Source organism: Pseudomonas sp. Pme6b, assembly GCF_058129925.1.
In genome coordinates this window covers 6,044,636-6,059,678 of record NZ_CM176704.1, presented here as the reverse complement: position 1 = coordinate 6,059,678, position 15,043 = coordinate 6,044,636, and the positions used below count along the sequence as shown (strand labels likewise).

The 15,043-nt window shown below is 57.5% G+C and carries 11 protein-coding genes and 2 pseudogenes; 10 read left to right on the top strand and 3 right to left on the bottom strand.

Features of this window, described 5'->3' with window-relative positions; all coding sequences use genetic code 11:
- The first annotated feature begins 9 nt into the window (after positions 1-9).
- The 5 genes from atpD (at position 10) to glmS (ending at position 6,266) form a co-directional block, all read left to right on the top strand.
- On the top strand, positions 10-1,389 hold the full coding sequence (gene atpD / locus AC4ANE_RS27590) for a F0F1 ATP synthase subunit beta (protein WP_002555982.1): 1,380 nt from the start codon (positions 10-12) through the stop codon (positions 1,387-1,389).
- Positions 1,390-1,433: 44 nt separating this feature from the next.
- Complete coding sequence (locus tag AC4ANE_RS27585) at positions 1,434-1,859, top strand: F0F1 ATP synthase subunit epsilon (RefSeq protein WP_002555981.1); 426 nt, start codon at positions 1,434-1,436, stop codon at positions 1,857-1,859.
- A gap of 125 nt (positions 1,860-1,984) precedes the next feature.
- Positions 1,985-3,352: a bifunctional UDP-N-acetylglucosamine diphosphorylase/glucosamine-1-phosphate N-acetyltransferase GlmU gene (gene glmU, locus AC4ANE_RS27580; RefSeq protein ID WP_002555980.1), complete on the top strand. Its 1,368-nt coding sequence runs from the start codon at positions 1,985-1,987 to the stop codon at positions 3,350-3,352.
- A 301-nt stretch (positions 3,353-3,653) separates the two neighbouring features.
- Positions 3,654-4,421 carry a DeoR/GlpR family DNA-binding transcription regulator gene (locus tag AC4ANE_RS27575; protein WP_002555979.1) on the top strand — a complete coding sequence of 256 codons (768 nt, stop codon included), beginning with the start codon at positions 3,654-3,656 and terminating at the stop codon, positions 4,419-4,421.
- A 9-nt stretch (positions 4,422-4,430) separates the two neighbouring features.
- Positions 4,431-6,266, top strand: coding sequence for a glutamine--fructose-6-phosphate transaminase (isomerizing) (glmS, locus tag AC4ANE_RS27570; protein WP_002555978.1), 1,836 nt, complete (start codon positions 4,431-4,433; stop codon positions 6,264-6,266).
- 471 nt (positions 6,267-6,737) lie between these two features.
- Here glmS and AC4ANE_RS27565 read toward each other — a convergent pair whose 3' ends face one another.
- The 3 genes and pseudogenes from AC4ANE_RS27565 to AC4ANE_RS27555 form a co-directional block, all read right to left on the bottom strand.
- Positions 6,738-7,967: an IS91 family transposase gene (locus tag AC4ANE_RS27565; protein ID WP_460408642.1), complete on the bottom strand. Its 1,230-nt coding sequence runs from the start codon at positions 7,965-7,967 to the stop codon at positions 6,738-6,740.
- A 325-nt stretch (positions 7,968-8,292) separates the two neighbouring features.
- Positions 8,293-8,871: pseudogene (locus AC4ANE_RS27560) on the bottom strand (iron-containing alcohol dehydrogenase); the annotation flags it as partial.
- A gap of 400 nt (positions 8,872-9,271) precedes the next feature.
- Positions 9,272-10,096 carry a dioxygenase gene (locus AC4ANE_RS27555; protein WP_031598266.1) on the bottom strand — a complete coding sequence of 275 codons (825 nt, stop codon included), beginning with the start codon at positions 10,094-10,096 and terminating at the stop codon, positions 9,272-9,274.
- 174 nt (positions 10,097-10,270) lie between these two features.
- Between AC4ANE_RS27555 and AC4ANE_RS27550 the strand changes: the two genes are divergently transcribed.
- The 5 genes and pseudogenes from AC4ANE_RS27550 (at position 10,271) to AC4ANE_RS27530 (ending at position 15,025) form a co-directional block, all read left to right on the top strand.
- A complete protein-coding gene (locus tag AC4ANE_RS27550) occupies positions 10,271-11,185 on the top strand; it encodes a LysR family transcriptional regulator (RefSeq protein WP_044423897.1) in 915 nt (304 codons plus the stop codon).
- Between the two features lie 11 nt (positions 11,186-11,196).
- Positions 11,197-11,439, top strand: a pseudogene (locus tag AC4ANE_RS27545) (transposase); the annotation flags it as partial.
- Positions 11,440-11,714: 275 nt separating this feature from the next.
- On the top strand, positions 11,715-13,148 hold the full coding sequence (locus AC4ANE_RS27540) for a sugar porter family MFS transporter (protein WP_031598264.1): 1,434 nt from the start codon (positions 11,715-11,717) through the stop codon (positions 13,146-13,148).
- 63 nt (positions 13,149-13,211) lie between these two features.
- A complete protein-coding gene (locus AC4ANE_RS27535) occupies positions 13,212-14,108 on the top strand; it encodes an intradiol ring-cleavage dioxygenase (protein WP_031598263.1) in 897 nt (298 codons plus the stop codon).
- A gap of 44 nt (positions 14,109-14,152) precedes the next feature.
- On the top strand, positions 14,153-15,025 hold the full coding sequence (locus AC4ANE_RS27530) for a sugar phosphate isomerase/epimerase family protein (RefSeq protein ID WP_031598261.1): 873 nt from the start codon (positions 14,153-14,155) through the stop codon (positions 15,023-15,025).
- Positions 15,026-15,043 lie beyond the last annotated feature (18 nt).

The window sequence follows — 15,043 nt, the reverse complement described above, 5'->3', positions numbered from 1 at the left end:
AACCAGCTAATGAGTAGCGGACGTATCGTTCAAATCATCGGCGCCGTGATCGACGTGGAATTCCCACGCGATAGCGTACCGAGTATCTACAACGCGCTGGAAGTTCAAAGCGCGGCAGGAACCACCCTGGAAGTTCAGCAGCAGCTGGGCGACGGCGTGGTTCGTACCATTGCGATGGGCTCCACCGAGGGCTTGAAGCGTGGTCTGGAAGTAACAGACTCTGGCGCAGCCATCTCCGTACCGGTCGGTAAAGCGACTCTGGGCCGGATCATGGACGTGCTGGGCAACCCGATCGACGAAGCAGGCCCGATTGCCACCGAAGAGCGCTGGGGCATTCACCGTCCTGCACCGTCCTTCGCTGAGCAGGCTGGCGGCAACGACCTTCTGGAAACCGGCATCAAGGTTATCGACCTGGTTTGCCCGTTCGCCAAAGGCGGTAAAGTCGGTCTGTTCGGTGGTGCCGGTGTCGGCAAGACCGTAAACATGATGGAACTGATCCGTAACATCGCCATCGAGCACAGCGGTTATTCCGTGTTCGCCGGTGTGGGTGAGCGTACTCGTGAGGGTAACGACTTCTACCACGAGATGAAGGACTCCAACGTTCTGGACAAAGTGGCACTGGTTTACGGTCAGATGAACGAGCCGCCGGGTAACCGTCTGCGCGTAGCACTGACCGGCCTGACCATGGCCGAGAAGTTCCGTGACGAAGGTAACGACGTTCTGCTGTTCGTCGACAACATCTATCGTTACACCCTGGCCGGTACCGAAGTATCCGCACTGCTGGGCCGTATGCCTTCCGCAGTAGGTTACCAGCCGACTCTGGCTGAAGAGATGGGCACTCTGCAAGAGCGCATCACTTCCACCAAGAATGGTTCGATCACCTCGATCCAGGCCGTATACGTACCAGCGGACGACTTGACTGACCCGTCGCCTGCGACCACGTTTGCCCACTTGGACGCCACCGTCGTACTGTCCCGTGACATCGCTTCCCTGGGTATCTACCCTGCGGTAGACCCACTGGACTCGACTTCGCGTCAGCTGGACCCGAACGTCATTGGCCAGGAACACTACGACACCGCTCGCGGCGTTCAGTATGTGTTGCAGCGTTACAAAGAGCTGAAAGACATCATTGCGATTCTGGGTATGGACGAGCTGTCGGAGACCGACAAACAGTTGGTTAACCGTGCTCGTAAGATCCAGCGCTTCCTGTCCCAGCCTTTCTTCGTGGCAGAAGTCTTCACCGGTGCTTCGGGTAAATACGTTTCCCTGAAAGACACCATTGCTGGCTTCAAAGGCATCCTCAACGGTGACTACGACCACCTGCCAGAACAAGCGTTCTACATGGTCGGCGGCATCGAAGAAGCGATCGAGAAAGCCAAGAAACTGTAATCCCGGCGCCCGGAAACGGGCGCTAATTAGGTTGAGGCAAGCAAATGGCTATGACAGTCCATTGCGACATCGTCAGCGCGGAAGGGGAAATCTTCTCCGGTCTGGTCGAGATGGTGATTGCGCACGGCAACCTGGGTGATCTCGGTATCGCTCCAGGCCACGCGCCGCTGATCACTGATCTGAAGCCGGGCCCGATCCGCTTGATCAAGCAGGGTGGGGAAGCCGAGGTGTTTTACATCTCCGGTGGTTTCCTTGAGGTTCAGCCGAACATGGTCAAGGTGCTTGCCGATACTGTGCAACGTGCTGCCGACCTGGATGAAGCTTCTGCTCAGGCTGCCGTACTGGCTGCCGAGAAGGCCCTGAACGAGAAAGGCGCAGATTTCGACTACGGCTCTGCAACTGCTCGTCTGGCCGAGGCTGCAGCTCAGCTGCGCACCGTTCAGCAAATTCGCAAGAAGTTCGGCGGCTAACCCCGCTGCATTCGATGCGCGATTGAGAAAAAGGGTAGCCTCGGCTACCCTTTTTCTTTTTTCAGATTTCCTCTTTCAAGTCAGCCCGCCTTCGGCCCGGTTGCCGCTCAGTTGGTAGTCCTATCATGTCTCTCGATATCGTTATTCTCGCTGCTGGCCAAGGTACCCGTATGCGTTCCGCCTTGCCCAAGGTTCTGCATCCCGTGGCTGGCAACTCCATGCTTGGTCATGTTATCCACAGCGCACGTCAGCTATCCCCAAGTGGAATACACGTCGTGATCGGACACGGCGCTGATGCTGTTCGTGAACAGCTGGCAGCCGATGACTTGAATTTCGTGATGCAGGACAAGCAACTGGGCACAGGACACGCCGTTGCTCAGGCGCTGCCTGCACTTACAGCTGAGACCGTGTTGATTCTTTATGGCGATGTGCCGTTGATCGAAGTGGAGACGCTCACGCGCCTGCTCAAACTCGTCAATCCGCAGCAACTGGGCCTGTTGACTGTCACCCTGGACGATCCTACCGGCTACGGCCGCATCGTTCGCGACCAGCAGAATCGTGTCTGCGCGATTGTCGAGCACAAGGATGCGAACGATGTACAGAAGGCAATCACTGAAGGCAACACTGGCATTCTCGCGGTGCCTGCCAAGCGTCTCGCTGACTGGCTGGGGCGGCTGTCCAACAACAACGCCCAAGGCGAGTATTACCTCACAGACGTAATTGCCATGGCCGTCAATGACGGGCTGATTGTTGCTACAGAGCAGCCTTACGACGCAATGGAAGTGCAGGGTGCCAATGATCGCAAACAGCTCTCCGAGCTGGAGCGCCATTACCAGTTGCGCGAAGCCCGCCGGTTGATGGCGGGTGGTGTGACCCTGCGTGACCCTGCGCGATTCGATGTACGCGGTGAAGTCAGCGTCGGCCGCGACGTGCTGATCGACATCAACGTGATCCTCGAAGGGAAGGTAGTCATCGAGGACAACGTGGTCATCGGCCCTAACTGCGTGATCAAGGACAGCACCCTGCGCAAGGGTGTCATCGTCAAGGCCAACAGCCACATCGAAGGCGCAATTCTGGGCGAGGGCAGCGATGCCGGCCCGTTTGCACGCCTTCGCCCTGGCAGTGTGCTGGGCGCCAAAGCGCATGTGGGTAACTTTGTCGAACTCAAGAATGCGAACCTGGGCGAGGGTGCCAAGGTTGGCCACCTGACCTATATGGGCGATGCCGAGGTCGGCGCACGTACCAACATAGGTGCCGGGACGATTACCTGCAATTACGATGGGGCCAACAAGCACAAGACCACGTTGGGTGCAGACGTGTTCATTGGTTCTAACAACTCACTGGTTGCGCCTGTGGATATCTTTGATGGTGCGACGACCGCAGCCGGTTCGACCATCACGCAGAACGTGCCCGCTGAACAACTCGGCGTGGCTCGCGCCCGCCAACGCAACATCGAAGGCTGGAAGCGTCCGGTAAAAACCAGGAAAGACTGAGTTATCCACAGCCCGGAAAAATGATGTTCTGTGGGAGCGGACTCGTCCGCGAAAGCCATCCTCCGTCCTGGAATCTTTGTAACAGTTTTCGCGGACGAGTCCGCTCCCACGAAATGCATTCCGGGTTGGTCCAGCTGGCCTATGCATACTTCTGAGAGCGGAGCACTGGAGCGAGAGTTACAGGAATCTCGTTCCTCAAGCTCCATTGAAAATGCCCTGCCAAACCCTCTGGCCTTGACCAAGCCCAAAAAATAGGTTTTGATTGCCTTTGTTATCTTTCGAAACGAAACTTAAGGCTGTCATGTCGAAGCGCAATACACCACAACGTCGCCACAACATTCTTGCCCTGCTCAATGAGCTGGGTGAAGTTAGCGTCGACGATTTGGCCAAACGCTTTGAAACTTCTGAAGTTACGATTCGAAAGGATCTGGCAGCCCTCGAAACCAATGGTTTGCTGTTGCGCCGTTACGGGGGCGCAGTGCCGCTTCCTCACGAGCTGATCAGCGAAAGCAGCCAGCCGGTTTCCCGTTACAAACAGGCCATTGCCCGCGCTGCGGTTTCCCGAATTCGCGAGCACGCCAGAATTATTGTCGACAGTGGCAGCACCACGGCTGCGTTGATCCCTGAACTGGGCCAGCAACCTGGTCTGGTGGTCATGACCAACTCACTGCATGTGGCGCGAGCCCTTACTGAGCTGGAACACGAACCGGTCCTGTTGATGACTGGCGGAACATGGGATCCGCACTCGGAGTCTTTTCAGGGGCAGGTCGCTGAACAGGTACTGCGCTCCTACGATTTCGATCAGTTGTTCATCGGTGCCGACGGCATCGATCTGACTCGTGGCACCACCACGTTTAATGAGCTTCTGGGTTTGAGCCGGGTCATGGCGGAAGTCGCCCGGGAAGTCGTTGTCATGGTCGAGGCCGACAAGGTCGGTCGCAAGATCCCCAATCTGGAGCTGCCCTGGAGCAGTATCCACACCCTTATTACTGATGATCGCCTGCCCAGCGAGGCTCGCGATCAGATACAGGCCCGCGGCATCAATCTGATTTGTGCTGCTGTCAGCTAGGAGATAACCATGTGTGGAATCGTCGGCGCCGTTGCTGAACGTAATATCACGGCCATTTTGCTCGAAGGCCTCAAGCGTCTTGAGTACCGCGGTTACGACAGCGCGGGCGTGGCTGTTTTCACCAACGAAGGCACCCTTGAGCGCCGACGTCGCTCGGGCAAGGTCAGTGAGCTGGAACAGGCACTGGCAGGCGAGCCGCTGACCGGCCGTCTGGGTATCGCCCACACACGTTGGGCGACGCACGGCGCTCCGTGTGAACGTAACGCTCATCCACACTTCTCGGCCGATAAACTGGCAGTTGTCCACAACGGCATCATCGAGAACCACGAAGCTCTGCGTGAACAGCTGAGAAGCCTGGGGTACGTCTTCGCATCCGATACCGACACTGAAGTCATCGTCCATCTGCTGCACCACAAGCTCAAGGACACCGCCGATCTGGCGGTTGCCCTGAAGGCTGCGGTGAAAGAACTTCACGGTGCTTATGGGCTTGCGGTCATCAATGCCGCGCAGCCGGATCGCCTGCTGGCCGCCCGCAGTGGCAGCCCGCTGGTGATCGGCATGGGCCTGGGTGAAAACTTCCTGGCCTCTGACCAACTGGCGCTGCGTCAGGTGACCGACCGTTTCATGTACCTGGAAGAAGGCGATATTGCCGAGATCCGTCGTGACAGCGTGCAGATCTGGAATGTCGACGGTGTGTCGGTCGAGCGTGAAGTGGTGCAATACCATGAAGGCGCCGAAGCCGCTGACAAGGGCGAATACCGTCACTTCATGCTCAAGGAAATCCACGAGCAACCCAAGGTCGTGCAGCGCACCCTCGAAGGTCGCCTGGGGCAACAGCAAGTGCTGGTCCACGCATTTGGTCCACAGGCTGCCGAATTGTTCGCCAAAGTACGCAATGTTCAGATCGTGGCGTGTGGCACCAGCTACCACGCAGGCATGGTCGCGCGTTACTGGCTTGAAGGTCTGGCCGGCATCCCTTGCCAGGTCGAAGTGGCCAGCGAGTTCCGCTACCGCAAGGTCGTGGTTCAGCCGGACACCTTGTTCGTTTCGATCTCGCAATCCGGTGAAACCGCCGACACACTGGCAGCGCTGCGCAACGCCAAGGAACTGGGCTTTCTGGCCAGCCTGGCGATCTGCAACGTCGGCATCAGCTCGCTGGTACGTGAATCCGACCTGACCCTGCTAACCCAAGCCGGCCCGGAAATCGGCGTGGCATCGACCAAAGCCTTCACCACCCAACTGGTCGCCTTGCTACTGCTGACCCTGTCACTCGGCCAGGTCAAAGGCTCGTTGGAAGAGGGCGTTGAAGCACAGCTGGTCGAAGAACTGCGCCGTCTGCCAACCCGTTTGGGCGAAGCCCTGGCAATGGACGGCACCATCGAGAAAGTCGCCGAGCTGTTCGCCGAGAAGCACCACACCCTGTTCCTCGGCCGCGGTGCGCAATTCCCTGTAGCAATGGAAGGCGCACTCAAGCTCAAAGAAATTTCCTACATCCACGCCGAAGCCTATCCGGCTGGCGAGCTGAAACACGGCCCGCTGGCGCTGGTCGATGCCGACATGCCGGTCGTCACCGTCGCGCCGAACAACGAGCTGCTGGAGAAACTCAAATCCAACCTGCAGGAAGTACGCGCCCGCGGCGGCGAACTGATCGTGTTCGCGGATGAGCTGGCTGGGCTCAAGAACGGCGAAGGCACTCACGTCATCGCCATGCCGCACATCATCGACGCCTTGGCACCGATTCTGTACACCATTCCGTTGCAGCTGCTTTCGTATTATGTGGCTGTGTTGAAAGGGACGGATGTTGACCAGCCGAGGAACCTGGCGAAGTCGGTGACGGTGGAGTGAGTTATCCACAGGGGGGAAGCGGTGAAGCTACGAAATAAAGTCTGTCGGAAATAAATAAAGTCTGTCGCTGGCGCCTTCGAACCCCCCGATTGAGGAGCCGGTGACGATTTTCCGGGCCACCGTGCTCGGAACGCACTTCAAGGTTTTGACGAGCAAATGATCTTAGCTATTCAGCCTGAGGAGACGGTGCGTTCCTTTGTGGCGAGAACTCTTCTAATTAAAGGAAAAAATTCCTCCGAAGATGTATTTCGGAAGTTTCCCAGAAACAGCCTCTTTGGCGCGGATATCTTGATGCATAGGAATTTCAAAATGCCTATGCATGAACCTGACGCTGTGAAGGAGGCGTCATGCCTTCATAGCGATGCGTAGGAAGACGCTGATGCGTTACTTATGCAGTGAAAATCCCTATCAATCCGAATTTGTGCAGGTTATTTTACCGCTGAGCCTAGGTGCGGACGCACCTTCCCCCTGTCAGGGCTTCACGTACCTCATCTGCGCGATTGCCTGAGCGTTGAGGACCAGTCCCTGCACCGTCAGCCCGCTGATTGCCGCCGTGTAGACCATCCGCGCGCCACACAGCACGCAGCGGAACGGATCGACGTTTAGAAAGGCTTTGGCCATCTGCACAAAATACAGCTTCGGTGTCGGTCCTGGCGTCGCCATCTTCAATGCTTCATAGACCTTCGGCAGGTATTTCCCACACACCCGATTGGCCAGAAAACCAAAATACCGGATCATCCGGAAATGCTTTTCCGGGATGTGCTGCACCACCCGGCGCAGCATGTCGGCCTGGCTCAGCGTTTCCTGCTGATAGGTCTGCGTGCGGTGATCCAGGTAGGTAAAGCTCAACGTGGCCCCGCAGGTGTAATGGGCCAGACGACTGCCCGAGATCGGCGGTTTTTTCAGGTAGCGGCCCAGGTAATTGACGGTCTTTCGGCCGTTTTCCGTCTTCTTCGACAAGTGGATGTGCCAGTGCTGGCCACCAGCGGCCAGTATCAGACGGCGCCAGTCGCTTTCACAGTGGATGTGGGCCAGCTGCGGCGGCATCGTCAATTGCGAAAGCGGCTGTCCCAGCAGGTAATCGCGCACCAGCCACATCCAGCGCCGCCGCAGGGCCTCTTTGTGGAACGACAGATTTTTCCAGACGCCCTGCTCATCCAGGCCGCCCGCGGTCACCGACAGGTGGACGTGGGGATGCCAGTTGAGCCGCCGGCCATAGGTGTGCAGCGCACCGAAAATCCCGACGCGCAAACCGCGCCGCTTGGCGGTGTAGATCAGGTTATCGGCCGCCAGACGAAACAGCGCATCGAGCAGCCAGCGGTTGTAGAAGAACAGGGACCACAGCGTGTCGGGCAGCGTGAACACCAGATGCTGCCAGGGGCAGTCGGGCAGACGGTTGTTTTGCACGGCGATCCACTGGTCGGTGGCCTTTTTGCCGCAGGAAGGACAGGCCCGGCAATGGCAGGTGTTGCACAGGTATTTGACGTGCGGGCAATGCTCATTGCCACAGGTGTAGTGTTTGACGCCCAGTATCGAGGTGCCGCAGGCGAGCATTTTGCTGATCGACTCCACTTCGATTTGGCGCAGACCGCCGGTTTCCAGCAAACCTGCCCAGCAGCCGTTGGCCGTGAAGAGATTTTTGAGCGGTCGAGGTTTGTAAGCAGGCGGTGCAGAGGCCACGTCAGCAGGGCGGCTCCTCATCGTGGTGAATGACGGCGGTGATGGCGAATCCGCCTGGCCCTTCTCTCATCTAAACGCTTACGCAAGAAGCGTCGGGAAACCTGTCGTTCAGATACGCTGTCTGGCAGCAACTACAAAGATCGACATCACCGAAAGGATCGATATCGAAGGAAAAGTCGGTATCGGGCACGAAGGTAGTATGCCCGGCGCGTTGGAGACGGGTCTGCTTTGCCTTGGCTTTTGCCCGGCTCGCCCGTTTACGTTTTTTGGTCTCTGACGCCATGTGTAAGCCTGTGCTGAGGAGGGATCGACTCGATTTCGGCTATGATAACCGATTTCAAAATCCCACAATTTGCAGCCGCAGGCTGCCCAGTTCCGCGTAGAGCCCTTCGGCGGCGTGGGCAATGGCGTTCATGCCGCTGGTGATAGATATTTCCAAAGGCAGGCTGGTGGTCAGTTCGGGATCGTAGATCACCGTTTTGGGCAGCACACGTGGATCCTTGCCGGTGCGTTTTATGCCGTTTTCTGTCAGTCCGTAGACCGAGGTCATTTCCGAGCCCGCATAGGTGGTCGGGATTGCCAGAATCGGTAGGCCGGAGTCCATGGCAATCGCCTTGCCAAGGCCTGTGGTCGAGCCGCCGCCAATGGCCACGGCGCAATCGGCGTCCAGTTGCCGCGCAACTTCCCGAGCTTGGCGGGCGGTTTCGATGGGCACGTGCATCACGGCCTTATCGAAGATGTCAGCGGCGCGCTCACCCAGCAAAGTGGCCACGTGCTCGGCTTGGGCACGCTGTTCCAGGGTGCAGAGGATAAGAGCACGCCGAGCGCCGAGACGATCGATTTCCGCTTCCAGTTGCTTCAGTGAGCCTTTGCCAAAAATGACGCGCGAAGGTTGGCCGTTATAGACAAAGTCAGAGGTGGGCATGTGGTTGATCTCTTGTGGCAGGGGTGGGTTGGTAGGCAAACAACTGCCAGTGACCGCTTGTGTTCAGCCAGACGCTGAGGTTTCGGTTGTGAATCGACTTGTCGACGCCATATGAGGTGATGCGCGCCTACATTTCGCCAAAGACCAGCTCGGTGTCGTCGTATAGCCTGACCTCGTCGACCTGACGCTCGATGTGGTGATACATGTACAACCCATGGCCGCATTTTTTCCAGCCAGATAGCGCGCCAAGGCGTCCTGCACGCAGTTGGAATGTACGTACACGGACGGGCGAATGCGTCTTGGTCGGCCTGTTGCATCGCGGCGTATCGCTGAGCCTGCAGGGAGCGGATGTGCGCCAAGGTAGATGCTTGCTGGATCATGGTTTCCTCGTGCACGACCATCAGGCGGGGGCCAGTACAAAATCGAAGTTCAGGATGTGAAACGGCTCTGCGCCAAGCATGCCGTCGGGCAAGCACCCCGGCGGCTGCAGCTGCCATTGAGCTATCAGCGATGCGCGCACGCCGAACAGCGCGTCGGTAGCTAGGTGCGGATCGCCTTCGCAAAATATCAGGGTGGTCAGCTCTCTAAAGCCCGTTGTATTGATCACGAATTCCAGATACGCCGGGCGCCAAGCCGGTCGATCCAATGCAGTGAGCAAAATATTGACCGGCCCCTGTTGTGCTACCTGATGGCTTTGCGGAAGCACCGTGCAAAAGCAAAACTGCCCGTTCGCATCGGCCTGCAGCAAGGCGGGACGCGTGCCATGGGTGCGGGAAGGCAACACCTGCAAGGTGGCGTAGGGGATGACCATGGCCTTCGTGTCGCGCACCGTGCCTTGCACCCAGCCTTTGGCGCCTGTGTAGGCAACGTGCCGATCGACTCCCAGGTCATGGACATGCGCTTGGCCGTCTGATCGTTCTTCGGACACTGCAGGCTCGGTGCAGACTGGCGAACGTTTGCGATTTTGAGCGAGCACCAGGGCCGGCAGGCCGAGTATGTGGGACAGCAGGGCATACTCGCGATGATTCGGCGAACCGGCCTGGCCCACTTGCTCAAGAAAGTCGATCCCGCGTTGCCACTCCTGCTCGGTCAGCTTGATGTCCCGAGCAAATCCGTGCAGGTGCTGTACCAGGCAGGTCATCAACTCGCTGAGCCGGGCGTCCGAAGCACTGCGACGGGTTGCCAGTACCGCCTGGGTAATAGTGGTTTCATCCAGATTGCGCACCGTGGCTCCCGAGCTTCTGCTGCCTGTGCAGGTGTTGTTGAGCAGGTGATCGATCAGGCACCGGCTATTTTCAGCATATAGCGCCGCACGTTATAGTTCCGAAGAGTGCAAAAAAAGTCTGGATATGGAATTCTTTATTTCACCTATGAAAAAATAAAAAAAACGGAGCAACCCATGGATCGCTTGACCGAGTTGGAGCTGTTTATTCTCACAGCCGAAGTCGGAACATTGAGCAAAGCGGCGGAAATATTGGGTCTGTCCAATGCAGCTGCCAGTCGCCATTTGGTGGCGCTGGAGCAACGGCTCAATGTGCGTTTGATCGACCGTAACACCCGGCGCCTGGCACTCACTCACTCCGGGCATCAGTTCTACACCAGTTGCAAAAGTCTGCTCGGTGAGCTCAAGGAGGCGGAGGCGTCGCTCAGTGAATCGCTGGTGCAGCCTGTAGGTACACTGACTATCACCTCGTCGATTTCGTTTTGCATGTTACACATAGCCCCCCTGATCCCGGCATTTCGCAAGCTGTATCCCCACATCAACATCAAGGTGCTGGGCGAGAATCGCTACTTCGATATCATCGACAGTGAGGTCGACCTGGCCATTCGTACCAAAGAGTACGAACCCGACTCCAATATCACTATTCGCCGCTTAGCTGAGACACGCCGGGTGCTGGCCGCTTCGCCAGGCTATCTCAAGCGCAAGGGCATCCCGCGCACCGTCGCCGACCTCGCCGAGCACGACCTGCTTATCTACAGTCACGCCAACAAGCCGCGGGTGATGCGCTTCACCCAAGGTGAGAACGAGGTGGCGTACAAAGTCGAACCAATTCTGGAAACTAACGATGGGCAAATTGTACGTGCGGCCGCATTGGCGGGCGGCGGTATTCTTGTGCAACCCAAGTACATTATTAACGCCGATCTTGTGGCCGGGCGGCTTATTCCGGTAATTGACGATTGGGACTTGCCGCGCCTGACAATTAACATGGCGTTTCAAAGTCGACGTTACATGCCCACTAAACTTCGGGTATTTATTGACTTTTTGTTAGCGGACTTCAACGAACATCAATATGAAGATCACTGGACGCGTTGAGGCAGATTCAGGATCGTCTGGTACTCCACGGAATCCTTTGAATTTTGTGCTCGGGTGCTGCCTGGCGTGATCTGCCGGAACGCTGTGGGCCTTGGTCGACGGTGTATCAGCGTTTTCGTGACTGGCGCTATAACGGCACATTCGACCGGATACTGGAACGCTTGCACATTCGACTCATCCAGGAAGGACTGATCGATCTGGACACCTGGATGATTGGCTCCACGGCGGTGCGTGCAACCCGAGCCGCAATTGGCTGACCGCGCGCCTAACCTGCAATTGGTTGAAAAAACCGGCGGTGTGCGTGACATCGATACAGCCGTAATTGCCGGCTTGAAGGTTCAGGCCACGTTCTAGGCTCGGGCGGTTGCGCGGTGAAGGGCTTGCCATTGGCCGTAATACGGCGGCGATGAAGTCGGAAGTTTTCCAGCAGGCGGAAAACACATTTGCCATTCAGGCATTCTTTTTCCGATTCGATGCCAGTAGTCTCACTCCCACTGAGCGTACCAATAATTTCAATAAGGTTGACCTCATGTCTGACTCCCCGGCCACAGGTAATGCTTCATCGCGAATTCTCTGGCGAATTGCTGCTATCACCACCATGGGCTCCCTAGGCTTCGGCTACGACACTGGTGTCATTTCCGGCGCCTTGCCGTTCATGACCCTAGAGCCGGCTCGGGGTGGCCTGGGCCTGACCCCCATGTCCGAAGGTCTGGTGGCCTCAGCGCTGATTTTCGGTGGGGCGTTTGGCGCCTTGTTTGCGGGGCAACTGTCTGATCGCTACGGCCGCCTCAGTGTGCTCAAAGCGCTGGCGCTGCTATTCGCTATTGGCGCTTTGGGTACCGCTTGTTCTCCTGATCTCACCACTATGCTCATCACTCGTTTCATTCTTGGCATCGCCGTGGGCGGTGCCTCGTCGACCGTACCGGTGTTGATCGCCGAACTGGCAGCGCCCGAGCATCGCGGACGGCTTGTGTGCCAGAGCGAGCTGATGATCGTGTCCGGGCAGTGCCTTGCGTACGTTGCCAGTGCGGTTTTGGCGCATCTGTTTGACAGTCCAATCATCTGGCGTTACATGCTGGCCATTGCCCTGATCCCCGCGCTGCTGCTGTACGTGGGCATGTACTTCGTCCCGGTCTCGCCTCGCTGGCTGGTCAGCAAGGGCCGTATTGACGACGCCAAGGCGACGCTGAGCGGCATCCGCGACACGCAGCGCGAGGTCGACCGCGAGATGAAAGAAATCATCGCCCAGCACAAGCTCGAAAAAAAGCACTCCGGTGTCTGGAGCAAGCTTAAGGAACCTTGGATGCTCAAGCTGTTGCTCATGGGTATCGGCCTGGGTTTTGTCATTCAGTTTACCGGGGTCAACGCGTTCATGTACTACACGCCGATGATTCTCAAGGAAACCGGCATGGGCACCAATGCCGCCCTGATCGCTACCATCGGCAACGGTGTGGTGGCGGTGATCGCCACCTTGATCGGGATGTGGATCATCAATCGCATGGGGCGCCGCACCATGCTCCTACTGGGCCTGACAGTAGTGGTGTGCGCGCAAGTGTTTCTAGGTGTTGTGCTCAACTTCATGCCGCACTCACTGATGCAGAGCTACCTAGCGTTGTCGGGTGTGTTGGTGTTCCTGTTATTTATGCAGATGTGCATCGGACCGGTGTACTGGCTGCTGATGTCCGAGCTGTTCCCCACCCATGCCCGCGGCCTGATGAATGGGATTGCCGTAGGTATTTTCTGGATTTTCAACGCCATCGTCGCGCTGCTTTTCCCGATTTTGCTCGGTGTGATGGGCGGCATGACCTTCTTCTTGTTCGCCGTGATCAACATCGGCTCCATTGTGTTCTGCACCTTGTGGTTGCCTGAAACCAAGGGGCTGAGCTTGGAACAGATCGAGGAAATGATGGAGCAACGCTTGGGCGGTAGCCACCGAAAGCAGGTTCCGGCCCGTGCGTACTGAGAGACACCGATGGGCCATGCCGACGCGCCGGCCTGCAAGTATAAATAACAAGGAGTATATGGGATGACAGCACATCTGGATCCTGAAACGCCGATTGGCGGCCTGTTCGAAGAAGAGCGCTCGGCCGAGATCGTCAATGCCCGTATCACCGAGCACGCCAGCCCGAGGCTCAAGGAAGTAATGTCGGTAATGACGCGGCACCTGCATGAGGCCATTAAGGAAATCGAGCCCTCCCATGATGAGTGGTTTGCAGCCATCGAATTTTTAACCAGGACCGGCCAGATGTGCACCGACTGGCGCCAGGAATACATCCTGTTGTCTGACGTATTGGGCGCGACCATGCTGGTCGATGCCATCAATCACCGTCGGCCTAAGGGCGCCACGCCCAACACCATCTTGGGCCCGTTCTATGTTGCCAATGCGCCGCACTACGAGAACGGCGCCAACATCTGCAAGGACGGCAAAGGTGAGCCTACATTGGTCAGTGGTCGGGTGATGGATACCGCAGGCAATCCGATTGCCGGTGCGACCTTGGACATCTGGCAAACCAACGATGATGGCTTCTACGACGTCCAGCAGAAAGGCGTACAACCTGACTACAACCTACGCGGCTTGTTCACCAGCGACGCCAACGGATTCTACGCTTTTCGCACGGTCAAGCCCCGGCACTATCCGATTCCGGCCGACGGCCCGGTCGGCAAATTGCTTGGCAGTTTGGGGCGCCATCCCAATAGGGCGGCGCACCTGCACTTTATCGTTACGGCGCCCGGCTATGACCAGGTGATCACTCACATCTTCACCCCTGACTGCCCGTACCTGCACGAAGATACTGTGTTCGGGGTAAAGAAGGAGCTGATCGCGCAGTTTACCGCCGAGACCGATGCCGCCAAGGCCCGGCGCTATGACCTGCCAGTACCTTTTTTTGCCGTTGACTGGGACTTTGTGCTGACGTCTGCCTAATGTTCGATTGCCCGCTTATTTAACCTGACTTATAAGTGATCGTCATGCCTAATAATAATGTAGAACTGCTGGCTGCTTATTGGACCCTAGCGGGCAACACCTACCCAGGTGCCCCCAGCGAAATCAGCCCGTTTTCGCTGCAGGCTCGTGTCGAAGCGGCCGCTAACGCAGGCTGGCGCGGCATGGGGTTTGTGCACGCGGACCTGCTGCACAACGTCGCGAAGCTGGGCTTGGCGACCATGCGCAGCTTGTTTAAAGACAATGGCATCAAGTTCCTGGAAGTCGAGTTTCTGACCGATTGGCACTTGCAGGGCGCGCCCCGCGCCGCCTCCAACCATGTGCGTGACGAGTTGCTGGAGATCGCTGGTGAGCTGGGCGCCCACAATATGAAAGTAGCTGGCGGCTTGTTTGAAGAGGGTCCCCCCGACATCGCTCTGATGCGTGACAGCTTCGCAACGCTGTGCGACCGCGCCCAGCCCTACGGCGTCAATGTGGCCATTGAGTTTCTGCCTTTTTCCAGCGTTAACACCATTGACCGGGCGATTGCCGTTACCGAAGGCGTTCGCACCAATGGCGGCCTGCTGGTTGACACTTGGCATGTGGCGCGTGGCGGCATGAGCTTCGACGAAATTGCCAAGTTGCCGGTGGAGTTAGTCAAGTCCATCGAGTTGGACGACGCCAACCATGCCATCGTCGAGTCGTTGTTCAATGATTCCACGCATCATCGCAAGTTTTGCGGCGACGGCCAGTTAGACGTGCCCGAGTTTATTCAGCAAATCGTTAACGTCGGTTATCGCGGGCCCTGGGGCGTGGAGTTGATCAGCGCCGAATGCCGCAAGTTGCCATTGGCGTTGGCGGCACAACGTGCCTTCGACACTACCATGGCGCAGTTTGAACGCATTAAGTTTCCTTCGTAACTTGCATCCCCTCTTGGC

What these genes read in the sequence shown, in the direction of transcription:
- glmS (WP_002555978.1), top strand. Translation starts at nt 4,431, where the DNA reads ATGTGTGGAATCGTCGGCGCCGTTGCTGAACGTAATATCACGGCCATT.
- AC4ANE_RS27550 (WP_044423897.1), top strand. Translation starts at nt 10,271, where the DNA reads ATGGATCGCTTGACCGAGTTGGAGCTGTTTATTCTCACAGCCGAAGTC.
- AC4ANE_RS27540 (WP_031598264.1), top strand. Translation starts at nt 11,715, where the DNA reads ATGTCTGACTCCCCGGCCACAGGTAATGCTTCATCGCGAATTCTCTGG.
- AC4ANE_RS27530 (WP_031598261.1), top strand. Translation starts at nt 14,153, where the DNA reads ATGCCTAATAATAATGTAGAACTGCTGGCTGCTTATTGGACCCTAGCG.
- AC4ANE_RS27575 (WP_002555979.1), top strand. Translation starts at nt 3,654, where the DNA reads ATGTCGAAGCGCAATACACCACAACGTCGCCACAACATTCTTGCCCTG.
- AC4ANE_RS27565 (WP_460408642.1), bottom strand. Translation starts at nt 7,967, where the DNA reads ATGAGGAGCCGCCCTGCTGACGTGGCCTCTGCACCGCCTGCTTACAAA.
- AC4ANE_RS27535 (WP_031598263.1), top strand. Translation starts at nt 13,212, where the DNA reads ATGACAGCACATCTGGATCCTGAAACGCCGATTGGCGGCCTGTTCGAA.
- atpD (WP_002555982.1), top strand. Translation starts at nt 10, where the DNA reads ATGAGTAGCGGACGTATCGTTCAAATCATCGGCGCCGTGATCGACGTG.
- AC4ANE_RS27585 (WP_002555981.1), top strand. Translation starts at nt 1,434, where the DNA reads ATGGCTATGACAGTCCATTGCGACATCGTCAGCGCGGAAGGGGAAATC.
- glmU (WP_002555980.1), top strand. Translation starts at nt 1,985, where the DNA reads ATGTCTCTCGATATCGTTATTCTCGCTGCTGGCCAAGGTACCCGTATG.